The sequence below is a fragment of the Escherichia ruysiae genome (assembly GCF_031323975.1).
GTDB lineage: Bacteria > Pseudomonadota > Gammaproteobacteria > Enterobacterales > Enterobacteriaceae > Escherichia > Escherichia ruysiae.
The window spans coordinates 3,023,837-3,049,853 of the sequence record NZ_JAVIWS010000001.1; the positions used below are offsets into that span (position 1 = coordinate 3,023,837).

Here is a 26,017-nt window from a genome sequence, read left to right on the forward strand (position 1 = left end):
AGGAGAAGCGGATGAAACAGTATTTGATTGCCCCCTCAATTCTGTCGGCTGATTTTGCCCGCCTGGGTGAAGATACCGCAAAGGCCCTGGCAGCTGGCGCTGATGTCGTGCATTTTGACGTCATGGATAACCACTATGTTCCCAACCTGACGATTGGACCAATGGTGCTGAAATCCTTGCGTAATTACGGCATTACCGCCCCTATCGATGTACATCTGATGGTGAAACCGGTTGATCGCATTGTGCCGGATTTCGCTGCCGCAGGTGCCAGCATCATTACCTTTCATCCTGAAGCCTCCGAGCATGTTGATCGCACGCTGCAACTGATTAAAGAAAATGGCTGTAAAGCGGGGCTGGTATTTAACCCGGCGACACCGCTGAGCTATCTGGATTACGTGATGGACAAACTGGATGTGATCCTGCTGATGTCCGTCAACCCTGGTTTCGGCGGTCAGTCTTTCATTCCACAAACGTTAGATAAACTGCGCGAAGTACGTCGTCGTATCGACGAGTCTGGCTTCGACATTCGACTGGAAGTGGACGGTGGCGTGAAGGTGAACAATATTGGCGAAATCGCTGCGGCGGGCGCGGATATGTTTGTCGCTGGCTCCGCTATTTTCGACCAGCCAGACTATAAAAAAGTCATTGATGAAATGCGCAGTGAACTGGCAAAGGTAAGTCATGAGTAAGTTTGAAGATATTCGCGGCGTTGCCTTCGATCTCGATGGCACGCTGGTTGACAGTGCTCCCGGTCTGGCTGCTGCGGTAGATATGGCGCTGTATGCGCTGGAGTTGCCCGTTGCAGGCGAAGAGCGTGTTATTACCTGGATTGGTAATGGCGCAGATGTGCTGATGGAGCGGGCATTGACCTGGGCGCGTCAGGAACGTGCGACGCTGCGTAAAACGATGGGCAAACCGCCCGTTGATGACGATATTCCGGCAGAAGAACAAGTACGTATTCTGCGTAAGCTGTTTGATCGTTACTATGGCGAAGTTGCTGAAGAAGGCACGTTTTTGTTCCCGCACGTTGCCGATACGCTGGGCGCATTGCAGGCTAAAGGCCTGCCGCTAGGTCTGGTTACCAACAAACCAACGCCGTTCGTCGCCCCGCTGCTGGAAGCCTTAGATATCGCAAAATACTTTAGCGTGGTTATCGGCGGCGATGACGTACAAAACAAAAAACCCCACCCGGATCCGCTGCTACTGGTGGCTGAACGTATGGGCATTGCCCCGCAACAGATGCTGTTTGTCGGCGATTCTCGCAATGATATTCAGGCAGCAAAAGCAGCCGGTTGCCCTTCAGTTGGCTTAACCTACGGATATAACTACGGCGAGGCTATCGATCTCAGCCAGCCTGATGTAATTTATCACTCTATAAATGACCTTCTGCCCGCATTAGGGCTTCCGCAAAGCGAAAATCAGGAATCGAAAAATGACTAAGCCCATCGTTTTTAGTGGCGCACAGCCTTCAGGTGAATTGACCATTGGTAACTACATGGGTGCGCTGCGTCAGTGGGTAAACATGCAGGATGATTACCATTGCATTTACTGCATCGTTGACCAACACGCCATCACCGTTCGCCAGGATGCGCAGAAGCTGCGTAAAGCGACGCTGGATACGCTGGCGTTGTACCTGGCTTGCGGTATCGATCCTGAGAAAAGCACTATTTTTGTTCAGTCTCACGTGCCGGAACATGCGCAGTTAGGCTGGGCACTGAACTGCTATACCTACTTCGGCGAACTGAGCCGCATGACGCAGTTTAAAGATAAATCTGCGCGTTATGCCGAGAACATTAACGCTGGTCTGTTTGACTATCCGGTGCTGATGGCTGCGGACATCCTGCTGTATCAAACCAATCTGGTGCCGGTCGGCGAAGACCAGAAACAGCACCTGGAACTGAGCCGCGATATTGCCCAGCGTTTCAACGCGCTGTATGGCGATATCTTTAAAGTACCGGAGCCGTTTATTCCGAAATCTGGCGCGCGCGTAATGTCACTGCTGGAGCCGACCAAGAAGATGTCCAAGTCTGACGATAACCGCAATAACGTTATCGGTCTGCTGGAAGATCCGAAATCGGTAGTGAAGAAAATCAAACGTGCGGTCACTGACTCCGACGAGCCGCCGGTAGTTCGCTACGATGTGCAGAACAAAGCGGGCGTTTCCAACCTGCTGGATATCCTTTCTGCGGTAACGGGCCAGAGCATCCCGGAACTGGAAAAACAGTTCGAAGGCAAGATGTATGGTCACCTGAAAGGCGAAGTAGCTGAAGCGGTTTCCGGTATGCTGACTGAATTGCAGGAGCGTTATCACCGTTTCCGCAATGATGAAGCCTTCTTGCAACAGGTAATGAAAGACGGCGCAGAAAAAGCCAGCGCACACGCTTCCCGCACGTTGAAAGCGGTTTACGAAGCGATTGGTTTTGTGGCGAAGCCTTAATTCACTATTGATACCAAAAACCGGGGAAACCCGGTTTTTTTACGTCGTTATTTGCAATAACCCAAAAAAATGTGAAGCATCTCGCCGTTTCCACATCTGCTTGTTGCGCCTTATCTTCATTTTCATGAAGATATAAATATTCATTTTATTGAAAATTTATTATGCGTCGAACGTTTATCAAAAAAGAAGGCGTCGTCATCACGACGCTGGCTCGTTATTTGTTAGGTGAAAAGTGTGGTAATCGCCTGAAAACTATAGATGAACTGGCAACTGAATGCCGTTCGTCCGTCGGCCTGACGCAGGCCGCGTTAAAAAATCTGGAGTCAAGCGGCGCGATACGGATTGAACGTCGCGGGCGCAATGGCAGTTATCTGGTAGAGATGGATAACAAAGCACTGCTGACCCATGTTGATATCAACAATGTGGTATGTGCGATGCCCTTGCCCTATACCCGCTTGTACGAAGGTTTAGCGAGCGGATTAAAAGCTCAGTTTGATGGCATTCCTTTTTACTATGCGCATATGCGTGGTGCGGATATTCGCGTGGAGTGTTTGCTTAACGGTGTCTATGACATGGCGGTAGTTTCGCGACTGGCGGCAGAAAGTTATCTCACGCAAAAAGGATTATGTCTTGCGCTGGAGTTGGGGCCGCATACCTACGTTGGCGAGCACCAGTTGATTTGCCGTAAAGGGGAGTCCGGTAACGTGAAGCGCGTGGGGCTGGATAACCGTTCGGCAGATCAGAAAATCATGACCGATGTCTTTTTTGGCAGTAGCGATGTGGAGCGAGTCGATCTCTCTTATCACGAGAGTTTACAGCGCATTGTTAAAGGTGATGTCGATGCGGTTATCTGGAACGTGGTGGCGGAAAACGAACTGACCATGCTGGGATTAGAAGCCACGCCGCTCACAGACGATCCGCGATTTTTACAGGCAACTGAAGCCGTGGTTTTGACGCGAGCCGATGATTACCCGATGCAACAATTGCTGCGTGCGGTTGTTGATAAACACGCCCTGCTTGCCCATCAACAGCGAGTGGTCAGTGGGGAACAGGAACCCAGTTATTAAACGAAAGGCATCTAAAATGGAAACCAGACTCAACCTGCTTTGCGATGCAGGGGTCATCGATAAGGACATCTGCAAAGGCATGATGCAGGTCGTCAACGTACTGGAAACAGAATGCCATCTACCAGTGCGCAGCGAGCAGGGAACGATGGCAATGATACATATGGCGAGTGCGCTGATGCGCAGTCGTCGCGGCGAACAGATCCAGCCACTGGATGACGAGTTGCTGGCTGAACTGTCGCAATGTCGCCACTGGCCAGCGATCATGCAGTTGCACCAGGTGTTATTGCAGGGATTCGCGCTGGAAGTTAACCCGTGTGAAGAAGGCTATTTGCTGGCCAACCTTTATGGATTATGGATGGCCGCTAACGAAGAGGTCTGAAGCCCACAACAAATCCACGTCGCATATCTTAAATATTCAAAAAAATGAATATTTGATTCAAGGAACAGAAACGAGGCAACAAGATGTTTGTAGAAGCATTGAAACGCCAGAACCCGGCACTGATTTCTGCCGCACTAAACCTGTGGCAGCAGGGCAAGATAGCCCCGGACAGTTGGGTTATCGACGTGGATCAGGTACTGGAAAACGGTAAGCGGTTGATTGAGACGGCGCGGCTTTATGGTATTGAGCTGTATCTGATGACCAAACAGTTCGGTCGCAATCCGTGGCTGGCGGAAAAACTGCTGGCGCTGGGCTACAGCGGTATTGTGGCGGTGGATTACAAAGAGGCGCGAGTGATGCGCCGCGCAGGTTTGCCGGTGGCGCATCAGGGGCATCTGGTGCAAATCCCTTGTCACCAGGTCGCTGATGCCGTTGAACAGGGCACCGACGTCATCACCGTGTTTACCCTTGCCAAAGCGCGGGAAGTGTCTGCGGCAGCGGTGAAAGCGGGGCGGATTCAGTCTGTGCTGCTCAAAGTTTATAGCGACGATGATTTTCTTTATCCGGGACAGGAAAGTGGTTTTGCTCAACATTCGTTGCAGGAAATTGTCGCTGAAATCCAAAAACTGCCAGGACTCCATTTAGCGGGACTTACCCATTTCCCTTGCCTGCTATGGAATGAGAGTGCCGGGAAAGTTTTGCCGACGCCGAACCTCCAGACGTTGGTCAATGCACGCAACCAGCTGGCGGAATCGGGTGTTGCTGTTGAGCAATTAAACGCGCCTTCAGCAACCAGCTGTACTTCACTGCCATTGCTGGCGGAATACGGTGTTACTCATGCCGAACCTGGTCATGCGCTGACGGGCACCATTCCAGCAAACCAACAGGGTGACCAGCCTGAACGCGTAGCCATGCTCTGGTTAAGCGAAATATCCCATCATTTTCGTGGCGATAGCTACTGCTATGGCGGCGGCTATTACCGTCGTGGTCATGCGCAACATGCGCTGGTGTTTACGCCAGAAAATCAAAGCATTACTGAAACATATCTCAACGCCGTGGATGACAGCAGCATCGACTACACCTTGCCTTTGGCGGGTGAGTTTCCGGTGAGTAGCGCGGTGGTGCTCTGTTTTCGTACACAAATTTTTGTTACCCGCAGTGATGTCGTGCTGGTGTCCGGTATTCAGCACAGAGCGCCGGAAATCGTAGGCCGTTATGACAGCCTCGGCAACCTTCTGGAGGCGTAAATGGCGCGATTTGTGGTGTTAGTGATTGATAGCTTCGGCGTGGGAGCAATGAAAGATGTCACGCGGGTACGCCCGCAGGATGCCGGAGCCAATACTTGCGGTCACATTCTTTGTGAGTTACCGCATTTACAACTGCCAATGCTGGAGAAGTTAGGGCTTATTAATGCTCTGGGCTATGCCCCCGGAGATATGCAGCCATCGGATTCCGCAGTCTGGGGTGTGGCGGAACTGCAACATGAAGGTGGCGATACCTTTATGGGACATCAGGAAATTTTAGGTACGCGACCACTGCCGCCGCTGCGGATGCCCTTTCGTGATGTTATTGACTGTGTTGAGCAAGCATTAATTACTGCGGGCTGGCAAGTAGAGCGCCGTGGCGATGAGTTGCAGTTTCTGTGGGTTAACCAGGCCGTGGCAGTTGGTGACAATCTCGAAGCGGATTTAGGCCAGGTCTATAACGTTACCGCCAATCTCTCCGTAATACCGTTCGATGAAGTCATCAAAATAGGTCGTGTGGTGCGTGAGCAAGTTCAGGTTGGCAGAGTGATCACATTTGGGGGGCTGTTAGCGGACAGCCAGCGCATTCTCGATGCCGTAGAAAGCAAAGAAGGACGTTTTATTGGCATCAATGCGCCGCGTTCTGGCGCTTATGACAACGGCTTCCAGGTCGTGCATATGGGCTACGGCGTCGATGAAAAAGTGCAGGTGCCGCAACAGTTGTATCAGGCGGGCATACCTACGGTTCTGGTGGGAAAGGTAGCGGATATCGTCAGTAATCCTTATGGCGTGAGCTGGCAAAATCTGGTGGATAGCCAGCAGATTATGGATATCACCCTCGACGAGTTTAACGCTCATCAGACCGCGTTTATTTGCACCAATATCCAGGAAACCGATCTTGCCGGTCATGCAGAAGACGTCGCACGTTATGCCGAACGTTTGCAGGTCGTTGACCGTAACCTTACTCGCCTTGTTGAGGCGATGCAGCCGGATGATTGCCTGATCGTGATGGCTGATCACGGTAACGACCCGACCATTGGACATAGCCACCATACCCGCGAAGTGGTGCCGGTACTGGTTTATCAGCAAGGGCTGGTTGCAACTCGTCTGGGGGTTTGTTCCACGCTCTCTGACGTAGGAGCCACAGTATGTGAATTTTTCCGCGCATCGCCGCCACAAAACGGCACTTCCTTTTTATCGTCCTTTCGCTTTCAGGGTGACTCTTTATGACCATCGACTCGACCGGCTACACCCTTGCCCATGAGCATCTGCATATTGATCTCTCCGGCTTTAAAAACAACGTAGATTGCCGCCTTGATCAATATGCGTTCATTTGTCAGGAGATGAACGACCTGATGGCGCAGGGCGTGCGTAATGTGATTGAGATGACCAACCGCTACATGGGGCGCAATGCGCAATTCATGCTTGATGTGATGCGCGAGACGGGGATCAACGTGGTGGTCTGTACCGGTTATTACCAGGACGCGTTTTTCCCGGAACATGTGGCGACCCGCAGCGTGCAGGAACTGGCGCAAGAGATGGTCGATGAAATTGAACAGGGTATCGATGGCACCGACCTGAAAGCCGGGATCATCGCAGAGATTGGTTCCAGCGAAGGAAAGATTACGCCGCTGGAAGAGAAGGTGTTTATTGCCGCCGCGCTGGCACATAACCAGACCGGACGTCCGATCTCCACGCATACCTCTTTTAGCACCATGGGGCTGGAACAACTGGCGCTACTGCAAGCCCACGGAGTTGATCTTTCGCGCGTCACCGTTGGTCACTGCGATCTGAAAGACAACCTCGACAACATTTTGAAGATGATCGATCTCGGCGCGTATGTGCAGTTCGACACCATTGGTAAGAACAGTTACTACCCGGACGAAAAGCGTATTGCGATGCTTCATGCGCTACGCGACCGTGGGTTGCTGAACCGCGTCATGCTGTCGATGGATATTACGCGCCGCTCCCATTTAAAAGCCAACGGTGGTTATGGCTATGACTTTTTATTGACCACCTTTATTCCGCAATTGCGCCAGTCAGGATTCAGTCAGGCCGATGTGGATGTGATGTTACGTGAAAATCCCTCTCAATTTTTCCAATAAGGACAGACTCATGAAAAAGATTGGCGTTGCAGGCTTACAGCGTGAGCAGATTAAAAAAACTATTGAAGCGACGGCTCCTGGCTGTTTTGAAGTGTTCATTCATAACGACATGGAAGCGGCAATGAAAGTGAAATCCGGGCAACTGGATTACTACATCGGCGCGTGTAATACCGGTGCGGGTGCGGCATTGTCGATTGCCATCGCGGTGATTGGCTATAACAAAAGTTGCACTATTGCCAGGCCGGGCATTAAAGCGAAAGACGAACATATCGCCAAAATGATCGCCGAAGGGAAAGTGGCGTTTGGGCTTTCCGTTGAGCACGTCGAACATGCGATTCCGATGCTGATTAACCATCTGAAATAAAAGGCACGACTATGGATCTGTATATCCAGATTATCCTGGTGGCGTGCCTGACCGGTATGACATCATTTCTGGCGCATCGCTCGGCGGCTGTTTTCCATGATGGTATTCGCCCGATCCTGCCGCAACTGATTGAAGGCTATATGAACCGTCGCGAGGCGGGGAGTATCGCTTTTGGTCTGAGCATTGGTTTTGTGGCCTCGGTGGGGATCTCTTTTACCCTGAAAACCGGCTTGCTCAATGCATGGCTGCTTTTTCTTCCTACCGATATTCTCGGCGTACTGGCGATAAACAGCCTGATGGCGTTTGGTCTTGGCGCGATCTGGGGGGTACTGATCCTCACCTGCCTGTTGCCGGTAAACCAGTTGCTGACTGCGCTGCCGGTAGATGTATTAGGTAGCCTTGGGGAACTTAGCTCGCCGGTGGTTTCTGCTTTTGCGCTGTTCCCGCTGGTGGCGATTTTCTACCAGTTTGGCTGGAAGCAAAGCCTGATCGCCGCTGCCGTCGTGTTGATGACCCGTGTGGTGGTGGTGCGTTTTTTCCCGCATCTTAATCCGGAATCCATCGAAATCTTTATTGGCATGGTAATGCTGCTGGGGATCGCCATTACTCACGACCTGCGTCATCGTGATGAAAATGACATCGATGCCAGCGGGCTTTCGGTGTTTGAAGAGCGCACGTCGCGGATTATCAAAAACTTACCGTATATCGCCATCGTGGGAGCATTGATTGCTGCCGTTGCCAGCATGAAGATTTTTGCCGGTAGCGAAGTTTCTATTTTCACCCTTGAGAAAGCGTACTCCGCAGGCGTTACACCGGAACAATCGCAAACGCTGATTAATCAGGCGGCACTGGCGGAATTTATGCGCGGGCTGGGTTTTGTACCGTTGATTGCCACCACCGCGTTAGCCACTGGTGTGTATGCGGTTGCGGGCTTTACCTTTGTTTATGCGGTGGGCTATCTCTCGCCGAATCCGATGGTTGCAGCGGTATTAGGCGCAGTGGTTATTTCGGCGGAAGTCTTACTGCTTCGTTCGATTGGCAAATGGCTGGGGCGCTATCCGTCGGTGCGTAATGCGTCGGATAACATCCGTAACGCCATGAATATGCTGATGGAAGTGGCGCTGCTGGTCGGTTCGATTTTCGCAGCAATTAAAATGGCGGGTTATACCGGATTCTCTATCGCGGTTGCCATTTACTTCCTCAACGAATCCCTGGGCCGTCCGGTACAGAAAATGGCGGCACCGGTCGTGGCAGTAATGATCACCGGTATTCTGCTGAATGTTCTTTACTGGCTTGGTCTGTTTGTTCCAGCTTAAGGAAGGCACTTATGAAGACGTTTCCTCTGAAAAGTCTGACCATTGCTGAAGCGCAGCAGAAGCAGTTTGCGCTGGTGGATAGCATTTGTCGCCATTTTCCTGGTAGCGAATTTCTTACCTGGGGTGATTTGGGATTAACGCCGGGGCTGAATCAGCCTCGCATTACCCAGCGTGTGGAGCAGGTGCTGGCAGATGCGTTTCATGCGCCAGCGGCGGTGCTGGTGCAAGGCGCTGGCACAGGAGCGATTCGTGCCGGGCTGGCGGCTTTGCTTAAACCAGGGCAGCGTCTTCTGGTGCATGACGCGCCCGTTTATCCGACGACACGCGTCATCATTGAACAGATGGGGCTGACGCTTATTACTGTTGATTTCAATGACCTGTCGGCACTGAAGCAGGTTGTCGACGAGCAACAACCAGATGCCGCGCTGGTGCAGCATACGCGCCAGCAGCCGCAGGATAGCTATGTGCTGGCAGATGTGCTGGCAACGTTGCGCGCGGCAAGTGTTCCAGCCTTAACCGATGACAACTATGCGGTGATGAAGGTAGCGCGAATCGGCTGCGAATGCGGGGCGAATGTCTCGACATTTTCCTGCTTCAAGCTATTTGGGCCAGAGGGTGTTGGTGCGGTGGTAGGCGATGCCGACGTTATCAACCGTATTCGCGCTACGCTCTATTCCGGCGGTAGTCAGATCCAGGGCTCTCAGGCGCAGGATGTCTTGCGTGGGCTGGTTTTCGCGCCGGTGATGCATGCGGTACAGGCGGGCGTTTCTGAACGGCTGCTGGCTTTACTTAACGGCGGCGCGGTGCCGGAAGTTAAAAGTGCCGTCATTGCCAATGCGCAGTCGAAGGTGTTGATTGTGGAGTTTCATCAGCCGATTGCCGCCAGGGTGCTGGAAGAAGCGCAGAAACGCGGTGCGTTACCGTATCCGGTGGGCGCGGAGTCGAAATATGAGATCCCGCCGCTCTTTTATCGCCTTTCCGGAACGTTTCGCCAGGCGAATCCGCAATTAGAACATTGTGCGATTCGCATTAATCCGAATCGTAGTGGTGAAGAGACGGTGCTGCGGATTTTGCGTGAGAGTATTGCCAGTATTTAATGCTGGATAGCACCGTTCGGCAATCAAGCTAAATTCAGCGCCGGACGGTCCCCTCAACGCGCCAGCATCGCCGGATGCGATGCTGGCGCATCTTATCTGGCCTACGGTTAATGTCTTTTATTATCAATCGTTAAGGTGATGCGATTGGCGCGGCAGAAGAGTTCGGAGACGTGCACCGGTTTGTCATTCTGATCAAAGGCGATTTTGCTGATGCGAAACAAGGGTTCGCCCAGTTCACACTTCAGCCATTTTGCCTGCGCGCGCGTAGCGGCAAAGATATCAATGGTCTTTTTGTCGCTGACCACTCGCGTGTCAAAACGCTCTTGAAATAACTGATAGGTGGAGCTGCCTTCGACATAAATCGCATCAAAATCAGGATAACGTGACAATGGGATCCACGAGCTATCAATAAACAGCGGCTCTTTATCAAGATACATCACCCGGCTGAGACGGAACACTTTGCTGTTGCCAGGAATATTCAGCTTCTCGCAAAACGGCGCGGCGCTGACCTGCTCTTGCTCGATCACTTTCTCTTTCGTCGGTTTACCTTGCGAAACACCAAAGTCGGTAAAGCCGCTAACGGTCAGCAGGGCGTTTTCAACTTTCTGACTTTGCACAAAGGTGCCTTTACCCTGCCAGCGGATCAGTATACCGTCCGACACTAAGTCGCTGATGGCTTTACGAATGGTGATGCGGCTGACGTTGTACTGCGTACACAGCTCGTTTTCAGTTGGGATCTGTTGCCCAGCCTGGTAAACTCCCTGCGCGATATCATCCAGCAGCCGCTGGCGGACGGTGGCATAGAGCAGTTGATGAGAGTAGCGGTCCGTAGCTGACATAATCGACCCTGAAATAAAGAATGAATTACACGGATTATAGGGTCGTTTTCCGGCAAGTAACAGCACGTTGGCGTGAAGATCCTCACGCCAACGTTATGCCTACCAGGCACCGTGATACTGAATGGTTTGCGCTGCACACGCCGTTCCCTGCGCCATCGCCTGTGGTAATGTCATCCCCGCAGACCAGCCGCAAAGGAATCCGGCAATGAACGAATCTCCGGCACCCATGGTGTCGATAACCGTCACCGGTTCAGGAGACTGACGCCAGAACTGTTCGCCATCCCAGGCAATGCTGCCGTTTTCGCCCAGCGTGACAATCACTGTTCCTGCGCCACGGGCAACAATCGCCTTCATCTTCAGACGTAACGCTTCGTCTTCTTGCGGTGCGGAGGCAAAGGCAAAATCGAGATGCGGCACCAGTGTCTGCCAGAGCGGGCTGTCCCACTTGTCGGAGAAGTCGAAAGCGGTAAGTTTGCCCGCTGCGTGCAGGTGCGGGAATGCGTCCTCCGCATGTCCCCAGATTGCCGCGTGCACAATGTCATACTGCGCCAGCCAGGCGTAATCCTCTTCGCTCAGGGCAAAGTCGGCCATCACGCCTTCGGTGTAGTCGCCAAAAACGCGATCGTTGTCGTGCAGTTCCACCTGAGTTTGTGCGGTAACGCCGTGTTTCGTATGGACATGGCTGATATCGACGCCCATGCGGGCAATATCCTGCTTCAGCGTTGTACCGTAGTCATCATCGCCCACCCAGGTAATGCATCCTGGCTTTATGCCGTAGCGAGTGCAATACACCGCCACGTTCACCGCATTACCGCCAGAAAATGCTTTATTCAGTTGCGGGTAAATGTCGACGCAGTTATCGCCGATTGTCGCCAGGGTTTTCATCACGCATCCTCCGGCAGCAGCGCGCGAAAGCGTTCCAGCGCCTGGCGGGCGTAGAGTCTGGGTTCGTTCATGTACATCGTCACCAGTTCCACCGTACAGTAACCGTCATAACCTCTGTCGATGATATCGCGCATCAGCTCCCGCAACGGCATTTTGCCTTCACCGGGGATGTAATGCGTGTCGCTGGCTCCGTCGCTGTCGACAATATGCAGATGACGCAGTTTATCGCCCAGTTTGTCGAAATAACTCATCACCGGCTCTGCCTGGACATACGGCGCGCAGATGTCGACCATGCTGAACAGACGCGGCGAAGACACCAGCGCCAGCGCATGAAGCACATCGTTGGCGTTACACACGACGTTCGATTCATACGGCGTTAACGGTTCGAGGATCAAATCCATACCGATATTTTCCGCGTACTCGCACAATTCGCTTAAGTTCTCTGCCAGCCGCCCCCAGATAACATCAGGCGGCGTGAGATAACCCGCGTGAGCCGCAGAAATCAGCGTATAACCGGCGTTCATCTCTTTCGCCATATCCATCGCCAGCTTGATCATGTCGAGGCTTTCGCGACGCATATGCTCATCGCCCAGCATCATGTTATACGGATAACCATTGGTTTCTGGCGTGTAACCGATAATCGGCATCTGATACGTCTGCGCCAGTGCCTTAATGTGTTTGAGGCCGCCTGCTTTTAAGTCCGGCGCGAAGGCATGCGGACGCCCGCCCCAAATTTCAATGCCATCGTAACCCAGCTCGCTTGCGTCACGGAATGCGTGTTCAATAGGCAGCCGCTGGTGGCCGCAGGTAAACATACCTGTTTTCATCGGATAACTCCTTGCGTAAATCCGGCCCGTTGCCAGGCCGGGAGAGGGGATTAATATTCCACCAGACCACCGTAATAGCGGCGTTCATCCGGGTTGTGATCTTTGTAAATTGACAGGTAGTAGCAGAGCCACTCCATCGGCACGAACATCAGGAACGGCGCCAGCCACGGATGTAGCCCTTGCGAAATTTCGGCGTAATCGATGACGATCACGTTGTCGGTACGCTGTTTGACAAAGTTAATGGCGCGTTCGGTGGTATGGCGGCTTTCGTCATTGCCGAGCAGGAACAGGAATGGAACGCCCGGTTCAACAATCTCCAGCGGGCCGTGGCGGAACTCACCGCTCTCAATCACACAGCCGTGGGTCCAGGTAAATTCCATCAGCGTTACAATGCCTTCTTTGTAACCCAGCGGACGCAGCGGTCCCGCAGAAACCGTGTAAATCATCGGCCACTGGCTGGCCTGTTCACCGAGCTGGCGACCTTTCTCTTCCCATGTACGCACCAGATGACCGAGCGCATCCGGCAATTTCTTAAGATCGTTTTTGATCTTGCCGATTTCCGCGTTTGGCGCGAGGCGGGTGATCATCTCCAGCACCACGCTGTAGCAGAGCAGCAGGTGAATTTCCCAGATGCAGTCGGCCTGATAATCAATGGTAAACTCTGCCGCCGAAGTAATCGGGCTGTCCGCGCGTTTGGTGAACGCCGCAGTGAGTGCACCGCAGGCCCGGCCCAGTTCCAGCGCCTTGATTACCTCTTCGGTTTTACCGTAGTCAGAAACGCCAATCACTGCACAACGATCGTCGAGGCGATGCGGGGTGTTATCGCAGAACTCCCAGCCGGAAATAGCGTAGACCTGAAGATCGGAAAAACGATCCGCCAGATGTTTCGCCGTTTGCGCCGCGTTGAGCGGCGATCCGCAGGCAACGAAATAAATACGATCAATGTCGCGCTTCACCATCTCTTCCACGATGGTATGCACTAGCGGAACGTCATGGGTGAGTACTTTTTCTACTTCCTGAACCATATTTTCGGTGACCAGAAAGTCCACGGTGCTTTTATCAATATCCAACATTTTATTTTCTCCAGATAACATTACGACAAAGCATTTAGCTGGCTGCTCCGCTTCGCCCAGAAGGCGTAAGCAGGCAGACCAGTAGCAATAACGATGACGGCGCAGATAAGGCCGGGAATAGGTGCCCAGACAAAAGTTGAGGCAACCAGAATGAGGCTTGATGCAATGGCGAGGGTAGTCATCAGCCCGAAAGCCGGAGTACGCCACAGCGGTTTGTAATCGTCGCGTTTACGACACCAGATGATGGAGCCGAAGGTGAGGGTGTTTTTGAAACACATCACCAGCGTGAAGTAGCCCAGCAGGCTGGTGAGATCGGAAACGAAGATGAAGAAGATCCCAAGCGCCCCTTGCAGGATGATGGAAACATCTGGCGTGTTGTATTTCGGATGCACATGCCCGAAGCATTTGAAGAATAAATTGTCTTTCGCCATCGCGTATTCCAGGCGCGGCTGGTACATCACGCAACTGGAAAGCGAGCCGAGAATGACGATCATCGCCGTGACGGCAACGAAGATCCCGGCGGTGCTGCCGAGTGCGGGGATCCAGGTCAGGGCGTCGGAAATCGGCGTTTCAGAGTTGGCGAGTTTATCGAAGGGCATCAGCCCGGAAATCACCAGCGCCAGCAGGGTGTAAAGCACTAAAACCAGCAGGCAGGAGCCAATCAGCGCTCGCGGCATGGTTTTGCCGGGGTTTTTGATTTCACCAGTCATATAGCAGATGGAGGCCATGCCGGTATACGACCAACTGGTGGCAGAGATCCCCGCCAGTAGCGCCATAAAGCTGCCCGTCGCGCCAATCGAGGTGGTGGAAGGGGCGGTAAAATTCTCCGCTTTAAACCAGAAGATCCCAAGGCCAATGACGATAGTGAACGGGATAATTTTGGCGATGGTAATCAGCGTCTGAAACGCTGCGCCGCCTTCGACGGATCGCAGATGCAGCAGCATAAAGGCGATAATTAACCCGGCGGCGATAAATTTACCGAGCAGAGGATCGATAGGCGTTAAAAAGCCAAGATTGCTGACAATCGCCAGCGCCATGATTGACAGTGAAGGCGCATCGTTGGCCCAGAAGCTGGCCCAGCCGGAGAGAAAAGCCAGCGGTCGGCTACCGGCATTTTTTAAATAAACATAATCTGCGCCATTTTCCGGATAAGCGGTTGATAGCTCCGCATAGACGCACATTTGCGGGATCACAATTAACCCGCCGATGACAAAAGCGAGCACCGTCAGCCACGGCGTTCCCGCCGCTTTAGCGACTTCACCCACGGAGACGAAAATACCGGAGCCGACGGTTGTCCCGACGGCGATTGCAAGAACGGCCCAAAATCCGAGCTTGCGTTGGAGTTCCTGGCTTCCCATAGCGATACCTTTTTCTTGTCCAACACGTTGTAGGGGAGAGTTTGCAGTCATTTAAAAGGTAACATGACAATGCATGATGAATATAACAACATATAATGTTATGTGTTGTAGAGGAAGATCACAAAATTTTGCACAGGATCGTGTTGTGGCGGGAGTGAATGACTATCGCATTGAAATTAAAATGAAATTATTTTTACAGGCAGGGGGAAAGAAGGGCATAGAAACAAATACGCCCTCGGGGGATCCAGAGGGCGTCAGGCAATTAAACCGACATTAACCGATTTCTATTAAGAGATTACTGTGCAGTAGGACCGCAACCGCCAATGATTTTAGAAATAGAAATTGCCGGGTGCAGCAGGTAGTCGTAAGAGCAGTTTTTATCACGGTTTTCGATATGACCAGTACATGCAGTCAATGTAGCCAGTACCGCACCTACCAGTGCTACTTTAATAAATTTGTTCATTTTCATTCCCTATGTAAAATATATCGAGTAATATTCATTAATTATATGAATATAAGCAAACAGCTCGTTAGAGACAATACAGGAATATCTATTACACGTCAGTGAGTGGGCTATTAATATTTCGATTATATTTGTAAGCCCCTGTAACTGTAGGTAGTTATTAAAATAAGGAATTAGTTAAAAAGTTGTTTTATGTCTAATGAAGATAAAAATTAATATGGTGATTATTGTAAATAAAAAAAGGTCAGAAATATCTGACCTTAATTAAATTTGTTTAAATTAATGGTTTGAGAACCAGTTTAATTTATCGCGCAAACCAACAACCCGGCCAATAATAATTAATGATGGACTGTTCATTTGCTGCGCCAGATCGCCCAGCTGCGCGAGCGTACCGTCAATCACGCGTTGCGTTACCGCCGTCCCGTTTTCGACAATCGCCACTGGCATTTCGCCTGGCATTCCGTGTTCAATCAATTTTTGCTGAATGGTCGCAGCCTGATTTAGTCCCATATAGAATACCAGCGTCTGTTTTTCTGCTGCCAGGTTTTCCCAGTCCAGCTCACCACCGGTTTTTAAGTGTCCGGTAATTAAGCGTACGCTCTGAGCATAATCGCGATGCGTAAGTGGAATACCCGAATAAGCAGAGCAACCAGAAGCTGCAGTAATACCCGGAACTACCGAGAACGGAATACCCGCGTTGCACAGTGTTTCCAGCTCTTCGCCACCACGGCCAAAAATAAACGGATCGCCGCCTTTCAGACGCACCACGCGTTTGCCTTTTTGCGCTTCCCGCAGCAGGATCTGGTTAATCTCTTCCTGTGGTACGCAGTGGTATCCCGCGCGTTTACCGACGAAAACGCGGTCAGCATCGCGCCGTACCAGATTCATAATATCGTCAGAAACCAGACGGTCGTAGACCACCACATCAGCCTGCTGAATTTGTTGCAGACCTTTCAGCGTCAGTAGCCCGGCATCGCCAGGGCCGGCGCCAACCAGCACCACTTCACCGCGATGGTCAAGCGGCTCGTTGATTAACTGTTCGGTCGTTTCAGTAATGGCTTTCTGATCGTTATTCGCCAGCGACTGCGCCAGGCGGTCATTAACGAACAGTTTTTCCCAGAAACGGCGACGCTCGCCCATTGTCGCGAACTGTTGTTTCACCCGACCGCGTAACTGCCCGGCGTATTTCGCTACCTGGCCCAGATGTAGCGGCAGCAGTGATTCGAGTTTTTCGCGCAGCAGTCGCGCCAGAACCGGAGAGGTGCCGCCAGAGGAGACCGCTACCATCAACGGTGAGCGGTCAATAATCGACGGCATAATGAAGCTGGCGGCTTTCGGCGCATCGACCACGTTACAGAAGATGCGACGAGATTCAGCGGCTTCGCTGACGCGCTGGTTAAGCGCGTCATCATCCGTCGCGGCAATCGCCAGCCAGCAGGTGTCGAGAAGGCTTTCATCAAATGGCCCTTCGACGAGGGTTAACATGCCAGCATCTGCCCATGCGGTGAACTGTGGAATAAACGCTAATGCATTCACCGTTAAGCGAGCGCCCGCGTCTAACAGCAACCTTGCTTTGCGTTCCGCAACATCACCACCGCCGACAATCAGACAGTCGCGATCGCGTAATTGGCAAAATATAGGCAAATGATCCACGTAAAAACCCCTTACTGATTAACCTGCAGCCGTTTCAGTTTGATTAAATTTGTCCGCAACCGGACGATTCGCTTTCGGCGTAGCATACCAATAACCCAATCCCATGAATACGGCGCCCGATAAAGTATTACCCAGCGTCACCCACAGCAGGTTATGCCCAATACCTGCCAGCGTATAGGCTTCGCTGTGGTTGCCGAACCAGGAGAGCGCGAACAGCGTCATGTTAGCGATGGAGTGCTCATAGCCGGACGCGATAAATGCCAGCAGACACCACCAGATAGCGATAAATTTCGCCGCCCCTTCAGTGCGCAGCGCCATCCAGATAGCCAGGCAAACCAGCCAGTTACACAATGCGCCTTTGAAGAACAGTACCATTGCCGGTGCAGTGGTTTTTGCCAGCGCGACGGAGTGAACGATGCTGGTATCTACCGGCAGCAGGCTACCGCCGCCCCAGCTATAAAGCATGGCAACGAAGACGGAACCGACCAGGTTGCCCAGCCAGGTTTGCGGCAGGATTGCCCACATTTGCCCGTGGCTAATGGTGCCCGCTTTCACCCCAAAGGTGAGGAACATGGTGTGTCCGGTGAACAGTTCAGAACCGGCGATAATTACCAGCGTTAAGGCGATACCAAAGGTCGCGCCCATCACCAGAGGACGTATGGACGGATCGAGCAAATTACCGAGCGTGAAAATCAGGATGATCCCAAGACCCACATACGCGCCCGCCATGGCGGAGCTGACCCAAAAGCCGAGCGGGTTATTTGCCGACAGGCGTGCAATGCGCGCAGCGTTAGCCGCACACTTATTAATAGTGTCTGTAAACATTTGATTATCCTTTAAAAAATAAAAACAAAAAATAAAACAAAAAGTTTAAAAAATGTCCTGCAATATACCGAAGGTTATTACAGGACCATGCAAAAAGGGGAGGCATTGCGCCTCCCGTTAAAACATTAACCGCGTAGCTGTACCACGCCGTCTTTCACTCGCGCTTCGTAATGCTTGACGGAAAACTGTTCGTCTTCCATGCACAAGCCGTCGCTTAAGCGAAAACGCTGTTTTTTCAGCGGGCTGGCTACCCACAGCTCGCCCTGGTGTTCCGCAATCAGCCCGCGTGACAGCACGCTGGATTCGAAGAACGGGTCGATGTTGCTGATCGCAAACACCTGGTCGCTGTGATACGGGCGGAAAATTGCTACCTGCTCGTCACCTAACAGCGCGCAGACGCCGGTTTCAGGCAGGATGTCATCGATTTTGCAGATGTCTTTCCACTGGCTCATGCGTTGTCCTCCACCAGAGTTACCGGGATACGTTCATACGGCGTTGCCGGACGGTGCTGTTCGCGTTCTGGCACCATCTGCACGTTCGGGTCACGCTTGTCGCTGTTGATGAAGTGTTTGAAGCGAGTCTGCGCGGACGGTGTATTGACCGTTTCAGTCCACTCACACACTACCGCTTCACGCAGGCGCGCCATCTCTTCTTCCAGATGTGCGTTCAGCCCCAGTTTGTCGTCAATGATCACCGCTTTCAGGTAATCGATGCCGCCTTCAAGGTTTTCTAACCACGGCGCGGTACGCGTCAGTTTGTCGGCGGTACGGATGTAGAACATCATGAAGCGGTCGAGATATTTGATCAGCGTTTCGCGATCGATATCCGCTGCCAGCAGATCCGCATGACGCGGTTTCATGCCGCCGTTACCGCAAACATACAGGTTCCAGCCTTTTTCAGTGGCGATAATACCCACGTCTTTACCCTGAGCTTCTGAACATTCACGGGTACAGCCGGAGACACCGAACTTCATTTTGTGCGGAGTACGGATGCCTTTGTAGCGGTTTTCCAGTTCCACGCCGAGACCCACGCTGTCGCCAACGCCGTAGCGGCACCAGGTGCTACCCACGCAGGTTTTCGCCATACGCAGTGCTTTCGCATAGGCATGACCGGTTTCGAAGCCGGCTTCAATCAGCTGACGCCAGATCTCCGGCAGATCGTCTTTCTGTGCGCCAAACATTGCCAGACGCTGGGAGCCAGTGATTTTGGTGTAGAGATTAAATTCACGCGCGATACGACCTACCGCCATCAGCCCTTCCGGGGTGATTTCACCGCCCGGAGAACGCGGGATCACCGAGTAGGTGCCGTCTTTCTGGATGTTAGCGAGGAAGTTATCGTTAGAATCCTGCAGCGGAGTATGTTCCGGTTTCAGAATGTATTCGTTCCAGCAGGAGGCCAGCAGCGAACCGACGGTCGGTTTACAAACTTCACAACCGTAGCCTTTGCCGTGTTTCGCCAGCAGTTCTTCGAAGGTTTTAATGCCTTCAACGCGGATCAAATGGAACAGTTCCTGACGCGAATAAGCAAAGTGTTCGCACAGGTTGTTGTTAACTTCGATACCCTGTTTCGCCAGTTCCGCATTCAGTACCTGAGTGACCAGCGGGATACAGCCGCCGCAGCCAGTACCGGCTTTGGTTTCGGCTTTCAGCGCCGCAACGGTGTGGCAGCCTTTGTTGATAGCAGCAATCAGGTCGCCTTTGGTGACGTCGAAGCAGGAGCAGATTTGTGCGCTGTCCGGCAGTTTATCTACACCGATAGATGGCTTACCGCTACCGGAGTGCGCTGGCAGGATCAGGGAATCTGGGTTTTCTGGCAGTTCGATAGCGTTCAACACCAGTTGCAGCAGGTTGCCGTAATCGCTGGTATCACCCACCAGTACCGCACCGAGCAGGGTTTTGTTGTCTTCGCTGACAACCAGGCGTTTGTAGATCTCTTTGCTTTCGTCGAGGTAAACATAGCTACGAGCGCCTGGTGTACGGCCATGCGCATCGCCAATACCGCCAACGTCCACGCCCAGCAGTTTCAGCTTGGCGCTAAGGTCAGCGCCTTCAAAGGCGTTTTCGCTACCGAGAATGTGGTCAACGGCGACCTGCGCCATTTTGTAGCCTGGTGCGACCAGACCAAAGACACGGTTGTTCCAGCTTGCGCATTCACCGATGGCGTAGATATCCGGATCGGAAGTCTGGCAGGAATCATTGATTACGATACCCCCGCGCGGAGCAACGTCCAGACCACACTGGGTTGCCAGCTTATCGCGCGGACGGATACCGGTAGAGAAGACGATAAAGTCAACTTCCAGCTCGCTACCGTCGGCAAAACGCATGGTTTTACGCGCTTCGACACCTTCCTGCACAATTTCAAGGGTGTTTTTGCTGGTGTGAACGCGCACGCCCATACTTTCGATTTTGCGACGCAGCTGCTCGCCGCCCATCTGATCAAGCTGTTCCGCCATCAGCATAGGGGCAAATTCGATAACGTGGGTTTCAATGCCTAAGTTTTTCAGCGCGCCAGCGGCTTCCAGACCTAACAGGCCACCGCCAACAACGGCACCGCGCTTGCTGCGACGGGCGCAGGATTCAATCGCGTTGAGGTCTTCAATGGTGCGATAGACAAAGCAATCCTGGGTATCAGAACCTTTGATCGGCGGGATCCACGGGTAGGAACCGGTCGCCATGATCAGCTTGTCATAATAAACGGTACGCCCGGCGCTGGAGTGAATCACCTTCTCCTGACGGTTGATGGTGATAGCGCGTTCGCCGACCAGAACTTTAATGCCGTGTTTCTCGTAAAAGCCTTCGCGCACCAGCGACAGCTCTTCGGCGGTGTGGTGAGAGAAGTAAGACGAGAGGTGTACGCGGTCATAAGCGATGCGCGGTTCTTCACAGAAAACGGTAATATCAAAGTTGGCCGCATCAGATTTATCAAGAAGATCTTCGATAAAGCGATGGCCGACCATACCGTTACCGATAATTGCGAGTCTGACTTTGCTCATTTTTGCCTCGATTTCTTTTCTATTACCGCCTACCTTAACGATTCAGCAACCCCACTTATTGATGCAAATCAAATTCACCTTTATATACTCCTTAAGAGGTATATTGCTGATTTGTATAAATATTCTTAAGTCACGGAATTGTCTGACATTTCATGTTTGTGCAAAAAACAGACAAAATAAAAGCATTTATAGAGATGAAGGCACGTTGCGGGAGATGAGAGGAAAAAGCCGGACGACAAAAGTGCCGCCCGGCATTGGCAATTAATGAGAGGTCAGGGTGTTGTGCTGACGGTGACGGCTGACAAAACCTAACAGGAAGCACATCACGAATACCACAGCGTACAGACCGTTTGCAGTGAGCAGTGCCGCCTGTGGACCGCTATGTTCTACGATCGGACCGGTAACCACAAAGGTCAGCATGGTGCCGATGGTTCCACAGGTGAGTACGAAGTTAACCAGTTTTGGCGATGGTACTTTTGTCTGCTGGGAACCCAGAGTGATGATGGTGGTATAGATTGCGCTGGAGAAGAAGCCCAGAGCAAGAATAGACCATGCCATATGCGCTGGTGTTCCGGTGTTAAAGACGTACATCAGAATCGCAGCCAGGCCTGCCAGCACGGTCAGAATACGTTGCAGGTCAAAGAAACGCAGAATAAAGCTGAACGCCCACATGCCGACCATGTACGACATCCAGAAGTTGCTTACCAGCGTACCCGCGTCGTTCAGGCTCATGCCCAGACCTTTGGCGTACTCTGGCACCCAGGAGATAAAACCTAGCTGACCGAGGATGTAGCACAGCGCAGCAATAGAGAGAAACAGCACGCCGATCCCCCACTTTTCTTTCGCTACCGGGGCGTCAGCTTTTGGCGCATGTTTGCCCAGCGCCGGGAACTCACAGCCGAAGGTCAGAATAAAAATAGCGACGTACACCAACCCGATGCAGGCATAAACCCAGTACCACTCAATGCTGCGCGCCAGCAGAAATGCGGCGATCATCGGGAAAATCATCCCGGCCATACTGAAGAAGGAGTCGGTAAACAGCAGACGGGAACCGCGCTGGCGCCCTTCATACATTTGCGTTACCAGGAATGTACCAATCGACATGGTGATACCGCTGACCACCCCAAGGATGAACATCGCCGCCGAGAACAGCGCCAGGCTGTGGCTGAACATCAAACCGGCAACCGCCAGCACCATCAGGAGAAAGCCAAAACGTAACTGCGTTTTCAACGGGACGATTTCCATCAGCCAGGCGTTGAGGAAGATAGAGATTAAAATGCCGGCGTTGAGGAAGGTGAAGGTATTACTCATACTGGAAACGGGCAGATTGAAATAATCGGCGATATTTCCCATCACCATCCCGGTGACAATAACCAACGCACCGGTCAGTGCGTAGGAAAGAAAGCTAATCCATGTGAGCTTGATGCGATTGCTGTTAGTCATGATTGGCCTGCGTTCAAAAGTAAAATGGCATAGCGGGCTATGCCGCGAGCGGGCGATTTTAGGTGATTTTGTGATCTGATTAAATATTTAATTGCAAACGGTTGCTAATTTGCAAACGTTAAAGTGATTCTGATCACGAAATAAAAGTGATCATCAGGTTACATATATTTCAAGTACGTAAAATTAGGTAAAGGAATGGCCTTGTCATTGAAGGCTATTTAGAATCTCTCCACTTGCTTTTTTTCTGCTCTGTTTGTTAAGGAAATCTCATGTTCAAATCGACCCTGGCGGCGATGGCTGCTGTTTTCGCTCTTTCTGCTCTCTCACCCGTAGCAATGGCAGCGAAAGGGGATCCGCACGTATTGTTAACAACCTCTGCTGGTAATATCGAACTGGAGCTGGATAGCCAGAAAGCGCCGGTATCAGTGCAAAACTTTGTCGATTATGTGAACAGTGGTTTTTATAACAACACCACCTTTCACCGCGTTATCCCTGGCTTTATGATTCAGGGCGGCGGATTTACCGAGCAGATGCAGCAGAAAAAACCAAACCCGCCAATCAAAAATGAAGCCGATAACGGCCTGCGCAATACGCGCGGCACTATTGCTATGGCGCGAACTGCGGACAAAGACAGCGCAACCAGTCAGTTCTTTATCAACGTAGCCGACAATGCCTTCCTTGACCACGGTCAGCGTGATTTCGGCTACGCCGTCTTTGGTAAAGTGGTGAAAGGTATGGACGTTGCCGATAAGATTTCCCAGGTGCCGACTCATGACGTTGGTCCATACCAGAATGTGCCGTCAAAGCCGGTCGTTATCCTTTCCGCTAAAGTCCTGCCGTAACGATTTCTCGCGCGGGCAAAATTGTCCGCGCATCTGCTCTTCCGGCGTAACCCGGATTTGCCGCTTATACTTGTGGCAAATGGACACGTTCAGGGAGGCATCCAGTGAAGAAACTCACCGATAAGCAAAAGTCCCGTCTCTGGGAGCTTCAGCGTAATCGTAATTTCCAGGCCAGTCGCCGTCTTGAAGGCGTCGAGATGCCATTAGTCACTCTTACTGCCGCTGAGGCTTTGGTGCGCCTTGAAGAGCTAAGGAGGCACTATGAGCGATAAATTCGGCGAAGGGCGCGACCCGTATCTCTATCCTGGCCTCGATATCATGCGTAATCGGCTGGATATCCGCCAACAGCAGCGGCTGGAGCAGGCGGCTTACGAAATGACGGCGCTGCGTGCCGCGACCATTGAGCTTGGTCCGTTGGTGCGTGGTTTACCGCATTTGCGCGCTATTCATCGCCAGCTGTATCAGGATATTTTCGACTGGGCGGGGCAACTGCGTGAAGTCGATATTTATCAGGGGGATACGCCGTTCTGCCACTTTGCTTATATCGAAAAAGAGGGCAATGCCCTGATGCAGGATCTGGAGGAAGAAGGTTATCTGGTCGGCCTTGAGAAAGCGAAGTTCGTCGAGCGACTGGCGCACTACTATTGTGAAATCAATGTCCTGCATCCATTCCGTGCGGGAAGTGGCCTGGCACAGCGGATCTTCTTCGAGCAACTGGCTATTCATGCGGGCTATCAACTGAGCTGGCAGGGTATCGAAAAAGAGACCTGGAATCAGGCAAATCAGAGCGGGGCTATGGGCGATCTCTCTGCGCTGCAGACGATATTTAGCAAAGTGGTAAGCGAAGCCGGGGAATCTGAGTAAAATAGCGCGGTTCTTTCGTACCGGAGCCGCCATGATCCTGCTTATTGATAACTACGATTCTTTCACCTGGAACCTCTACCAGTACTTTTGTGAACTGGGGGCGGATGTGCTGGTTAAGCGCAACGATGCGTTGACGCTGGCGGATATCGACGCCCTTAAACCGCAGAAAATTGTCATCTCACCTGGCCCCTGTACGCCCAATGAAGCCGGGATCTCCCTTGAGACTATTCGTCACTATGCCGGACGCTTGCCGATTCTTGGCGTCTGCCTCGGTCATCAGGCGATGGCGCAGGCTTTTGGCGGCAAAGTCGTGCGCGCCGCAAAGGTCATGCACGGCAAAACTTCACCGATTACGCATAACGGCCAGGGGGTATTTCGCGGTCTGGCAAATCCACTCACCGTGACGCGCTACCATTCGCTGGTGGTAGAACCTGACTCATTGCCAGCGTGCTTTGACGTGACTGCCTGGAGCGAAACCCGCGAGATTATGGGGATTCGCCATCGCCAGTGGGATCTTGAAGGTGTGCAGTTCCACCCGGAAAGCATTCTCAGCGAACAGGGGCATCAATTGCTGGCGAATTTCCTGCATCGCTGATTTCTGGTTGCTATCTAGTGATTTTTTATGCATATTTTGTGATTATAATTTCACATTGATTTATGCGTAACAGGGTGATCATGAGATGGCAACTGAACAAGCAGCAATTACACGCGCGACTTTCGATGAAGTGATCCTGCCGATTTATGCACCGGCAGAGTTTATTCCGGTAAAAGGTCAGGGCAGCCGAGTCTGGGATCAGCAAGGCAAAGAGTACGTCGATTTCGCGGGTGGCATTGCGGTTACGGCATTAGGCCATTGCCATCCGGCGCTGGTGGAAGCGTTAAAAACCCAGGGGGAAACGCTATGGCATATCAGCAACGTTTTCACCAACGAACCGGCGCTGCGTCTTGGGCGTAAGCTGATCGAGGCAACCTTTGCCGAACGCGTGGTGTTTATGAACTCCGGGACGGAAGCCAACGAAACGGCCTTTAAACTGGCGCGTCATTACGCTTGCGTGCGCCATAGCCCGTTCAAAACCAAAATTATTGCCTTCCATAACGCCTTTCATGGACGCTCGCTGTTTACCGTCTCGGTAGGCGGGCAGCCAAAATATTCCGACGGCTTTGGGCCAAAACCGGCAGACATCATCCACGTTCCCTTTAACGATCTCCACGCAGTGAAAGCGGTGATGGATGATCACACCTGTGCGGTGGTGGTTGAGCCGATCCAGGGCGAGGGCGGTGTGACGGCAGCGACGCCAGCGTTTTTGCAGGGCTTGCGCGAGCTGTGCGATCAACATCAGTCATTATTGGTGTTTGATGAAGTGCAGTGCGGGATGGGGCGGACTGGCGATTTGTTTGCTTACATGTACTACGGCGTGACGCCGGATATTCTGACTTCTGCGAAAGCGTTAGGCGGCGGCTTCCCGATTAGCGCCATGCTGACCACGGCGGAAATTGCTTCTGCGTTTCATCCTGGTTCTCACGGTTCCACCTACGGCGGTAATCCTCTGGCCTGTGCAGTAGCGGGCGCGGCGTTTGATATCATCAATACCCCTGAAGTGCTGGAAGGCATTCAGGCGAAACGCCAGCGTTTTGTTGACCATTTGCAGAAGATCGATCAGCAGTACGATGTGTTTAGCGATATTCGCGGTATGGGGCTGTTGATTGGCGCGGAGCTTAAGCCACAGTACAAAGGTCGGGCGCGTGATTTCCTGTATGCGGGCGCAGAGGCAGGCGTAATGGTGCTGAATGCCGGACCGGATGTGATGCGTTTTGCACCATCGCTGGTGGTGGAAGATGCGGATATCGATGAAGGGATGCAACGTTTCGCCCACGCGGTGGCGAAGGTGATTGGGGCGTAAATAAGACGTGTCATCGTCGCATCAGGCAAAGCATGTCGGATGC

Annotated in this window: 27 protein-coding genes; 16 read left to right on the forward strand and 11 right to left on the reverse strand. The window is 52.3% G+C overall.

What is annotated here, in order from left to right:
- Positions 1-11: 11 nt before the first annotated feature.
- The 11 genes from rpe (at position 12) to RGV86_RS14580 (ending at position 10,009) form a co-directional block, all read left to right on the forward strand.
- Complete coding sequence (gene rpe, locus RGV86_RS14530) at positions 12-689, forward strand: ribulose-phosphate 3-epimerase (RefSeq protein ID WP_000816280.1); 678 nt, start codon at positions 12-14, stop codon at positions 687-689.
- Positions 682-1,440 (forward strand): phosphoglycolate phosphatase, encoded by a 759-nt coding sequence (gene gph / locus RGV86_RS14535; RefSeq protein ID WP_000032690.1) that lies wholly within the window; start codon positions 682-684, stop codon positions 1,438-1,440. The genes rpe and gph overlap by 8 nt, the downstream gene beginning before the upstream one ends.
- Positions 1,433-2,437 (forward strand): tryptophan--tRNA ligase, encoded by a 1,005-nt coding sequence (gene trpS, locus RGV86_RS14540; protein WP_000165546.1) that lies wholly within the window; start codon positions 1,433-1,435, stop codon positions 2,435-2,437. Before gph ends, trpS begins: the two co-directional genes overlap by 8 nt.
- Positions 2,438-2,598: 161 nt before the next feature.
- Positions 2,599-3,504, forward strand: a complete 906-nt coding sequence (gene yhfZ / locus RGV86_RS14545) for a GntR family transcriptional regulator YhfZ (RefSeq protein WP_001254799.1) — start codon at positions 2,599-2,601, stop codon at positions 3,502-3,504.
- 16 nt (positions 3,505-3,520) lie between these two features.
- Positions 3,521-3,883, forward strand: a complete 363-nt coding sequence (locus RGV86_RS14550; protein WP_010348351.1) for a hypothetical protein — start codon at positions 3,521-3,523, stop codon at positions 3,881-3,883.
- An 83-nt stretch (positions 3,884-3,966) separates the two neighbouring features.
- Positions 3,967-5,130 (forward strand): YhfX family PLP-dependent enzyme, encoded by a 1,164-nt coding sequence (locus tag RGV86_RS14555; protein ID WP_085461332.1) that lies wholly within the window; start codon positions 3,967-3,969, stop codon positions 5,128-5,130.
- The gene (locus RGV86_RS14560; RefSeq protein WP_085461331.1) at positions 5,131-6,357 is read left to right on the forward strand and encodes a phosphopentomutase; all 1,227 of its coding nucleotides are present in this window, start codon (positions 5,131-5,133) and stop codon (positions 6,355-6,357) included.
- The gene (locus RGV86_RS14565; RefSeq protein WP_085461330.1) at positions 6,354-7,232 is read left to right on the forward strand and encodes a phosphotriesterase-related protein; all 879 of its coding nucleotides are present in this window, start codon (positions 6,354-6,356) and stop codon (positions 7,230-7,232) included. Before RGV86_RS14560 ends, RGV86_RS14565 begins: the two co-directional genes overlap by 4 nt.
- A gap of 10 nt (positions 7,233-7,242) precedes the next feature.
- Positions 7,243-7,596 carry a DUF2620 domain-containing protein gene (locus RGV86_RS14570; RefSeq protein WP_024212436.1) on the forward strand — a complete coding sequence of 118 codons (354 nt, stop codon included), beginning with the start codon at positions 7,243-7,245 and terminating at the stop codon, positions 7,594-7,596.
- A gap of 11 nt (positions 7,597-7,607) precedes the next feature.
- The gene (locus tag RGV86_RS14575; RefSeq protein ID WP_085461329.1) at positions 7,608-8,912 is read left to right on the forward strand and encodes a YhfT family protein; all 1,305 of its coding nucleotides are present in this window, start codon (positions 7,608-7,610) and stop codon (positions 8,910-8,912) included.
- Between the two features lie 11 nt (positions 8,913-8,923).
- On the forward strand, positions 8,924-10,009 hold the full coding sequence (locus tag RGV86_RS14580; protein ID WP_085461328.1) for an aminotransferase class I/II-fold pyridoxal phosphate-dependent enzyme: 1,086 nt from the start codon (positions 8,924-8,926) through the stop codon (positions 10,007-10,009).
- 107 nt (positions 10,010-10,116) lie between these two features.
- On the opposite strand, the gene frlR is transcribed toward RGV86_RS14580, so the two are convergent.
- From frlR to tsgA, 11 genes are all read right to left on the reverse strand, one after another.
- A complete protein-coding gene (frlR, locus tag RGV86_RS14585) occupies positions 10,117-10,848 on the reverse strand; it encodes a DNA-binding transcriptional regulator FrlR (RefSeq protein WP_001276848.1) in 732 nt (243 codons plus the stop codon).
- Positions 10,849-10,947: 99 nt separating this feature from the next.
- Positions 10,948-11,733: a fructoselysine 6-kinase gene (frlD, locus tag RGV86_RS14590; RefSeq protein WP_085461327.1), complete on the reverse strand. Its 786-nt coding sequence runs from the start codon at positions 11,731-11,733 to the stop codon at positions 10,948-10,950.
- Positions 11,733-12,560: a fructoselysine 3-epimerase gene (gene frlC, locus RGV86_RS14595; protein WP_085461326.1), complete on the reverse strand. Its 828-nt coding sequence runs from the start codon at positions 12,558-12,560 to the stop codon at positions 11,733-11,735. The genes frlD and frlC overlap by 1 nt, the downstream gene beginning before the upstream one ends.
- Positions 12,561-12,610: 50 nt before the next feature.
- Positions 12,611-13,633 carry a fructoselysine 6-phosphate deglycase gene (frlB, locus tag RGV86_RS14600; RefSeq protein ID WP_085461325.1) on the reverse strand — a complete coding sequence of 341 codons (1,023 nt, stop codon included), beginning with the start codon at positions 13,631-13,633 and terminating at the stop codon, positions 12,611-12,613.
- 20 nt (positions 13,634-13,653) lie between these two features.
- Positions 13,654-14,991 carry a fructoselysine/psicoselysine transporter gene (frlA, locus tag RGV86_RS14605; protein WP_233074296.1) on the reverse strand — a complete coding sequence of 446 codons (1,338 nt, stop codon included), beginning with the start codon at positions 14,989-14,991 and terminating at the stop codon, positions 13,654-13,656.
- Between the two features lie 295 nt (positions 14,992-15,286).
- A complete protein-coding gene (locus tag RGV86_RS14610) occupies positions 15,287-15,454 on the reverse strand; it encodes a YhfL family protein (RefSeq protein WP_001031834.1) in 168 nt (55 codons plus the stop codon).
- A 279-nt stretch (positions 15,455-15,733) separates the two neighbouring features.
- Positions 15,734-17,107, reverse strand: coding sequence for a siroheme synthase CysG (cysG, locus tag RGV86_RS14615; protein WP_085461323.1), 1,374 nt, complete (start codon positions 17,105-17,107; stop codon positions 15,734-15,736).
- Positions 17,108-17,125: 18 nt separating this feature from the next.
- The gene (gene nirC, locus RGV86_RS14620) at positions 17,126-17,932 is read right to left on the reverse strand and encodes a nitrite transporter NirC (RefSeq protein ID WP_000493550.1); all 807 of its coding nucleotides are present in this window, start codon (positions 17,930-17,932) and stop codon (positions 17,126-17,128) included.
- 125 nt (positions 17,933-18,057) lie between these two features.
- Positions 18,058-18,384, reverse strand: coding sequence for a nitrite reductase small subunit NirD (nirD, locus tag RGV86_RS14625; RefSeq protein WP_000084764.1), 327 nt, complete (start codon positions 18,382-18,384; stop codon positions 18,058-18,060).
- Positions 18,381-20,924, reverse strand: coding sequence for an NADPH-nitrite reductase large subunit (gene nirB / locus RGV86_RS14630; protein ID WP_000049233.1), 2,544 nt, complete (start codon positions 20,922-20,924; stop codon positions 18,381-18,383). Before nirB ends, nirD begins: the two co-directional genes overlap by 4 nt.
- 261 nt (positions 20,925-21,185) lie before the next feature.
- On the reverse strand, positions 21,186-22,367 hold the full coding sequence (gene tsgA, locus RGV86_RS14635) for an MFS transporter TsgA (RefSeq protein WP_000185241.1): 1,182 nt from the start codon (positions 22,365-22,367) through the stop codon (positions 21,186-21,188).
- 269 nt (positions 22,368-22,636) lie between these two features.
- On the opposite strand from tsgA, the gene ppiA reads away from it, so the two are divergent.
- From ppiA to argD, 5 genes are all read left to right on the forward strand, one after another.
- Entirely contained in the window at positions 22,637-23,209 is a 573-nt protein-coding gene (ppiA, locus tag RGV86_RS14640; RefSeq protein WP_000477233.1) for a peptidylprolyl isomerase A, read from the forward strand.
- A 104-nt stretch (positions 23,210-23,313) separates the two neighbouring features.
- Positions 23,314-23,481: a YhfG family protein gene (locus tag RGV86_RS14645; protein ID WP_000736864.1), complete on the forward strand. Its 168-nt coding sequence runs from the start codon at positions 23,314-23,316 to the stop codon at positions 23,479-23,481.
- Complete coding sequence (locus RGV86_RS14650) at positions 23,471-24,073, forward strand: putative adenosine monophosphate-protein transferase Fic (protein WP_001280620.1); 603 nt, start codon at positions 23,471-23,473, stop codon at positions 24,071-24,073. Before RGV86_RS14645 ends, RGV86_RS14650 begins: the two co-directional genes overlap by 11 nt.
- Positions 24,074-24,104: 31 nt before the next feature.
- Positions 24,105-24,668 (forward strand): aminodeoxychorismate synthase component 2, encoded by a 564-nt coding sequence (gene pabA / locus RGV86_RS14655; protein WP_000601866.1) that lies wholly within the window; start codon positions 24,105-24,107, stop codon positions 24,666-24,668.
- An 85-nt stretch (positions 24,669-24,753) separates the two neighbouring features.
- A complete protein-coding gene (gene argD, locus RGV86_RS14660; RefSeq protein WP_085461322.1) occupies positions 24,754-25,974 on the forward strand; it encodes a bifunctional acetylornithine/succinyldiaminopimelate transaminase in 1,221 nt (406 codons plus the stop codon).
- Positions 25,975-26,017 lie beyond the last annotated feature (43 nt).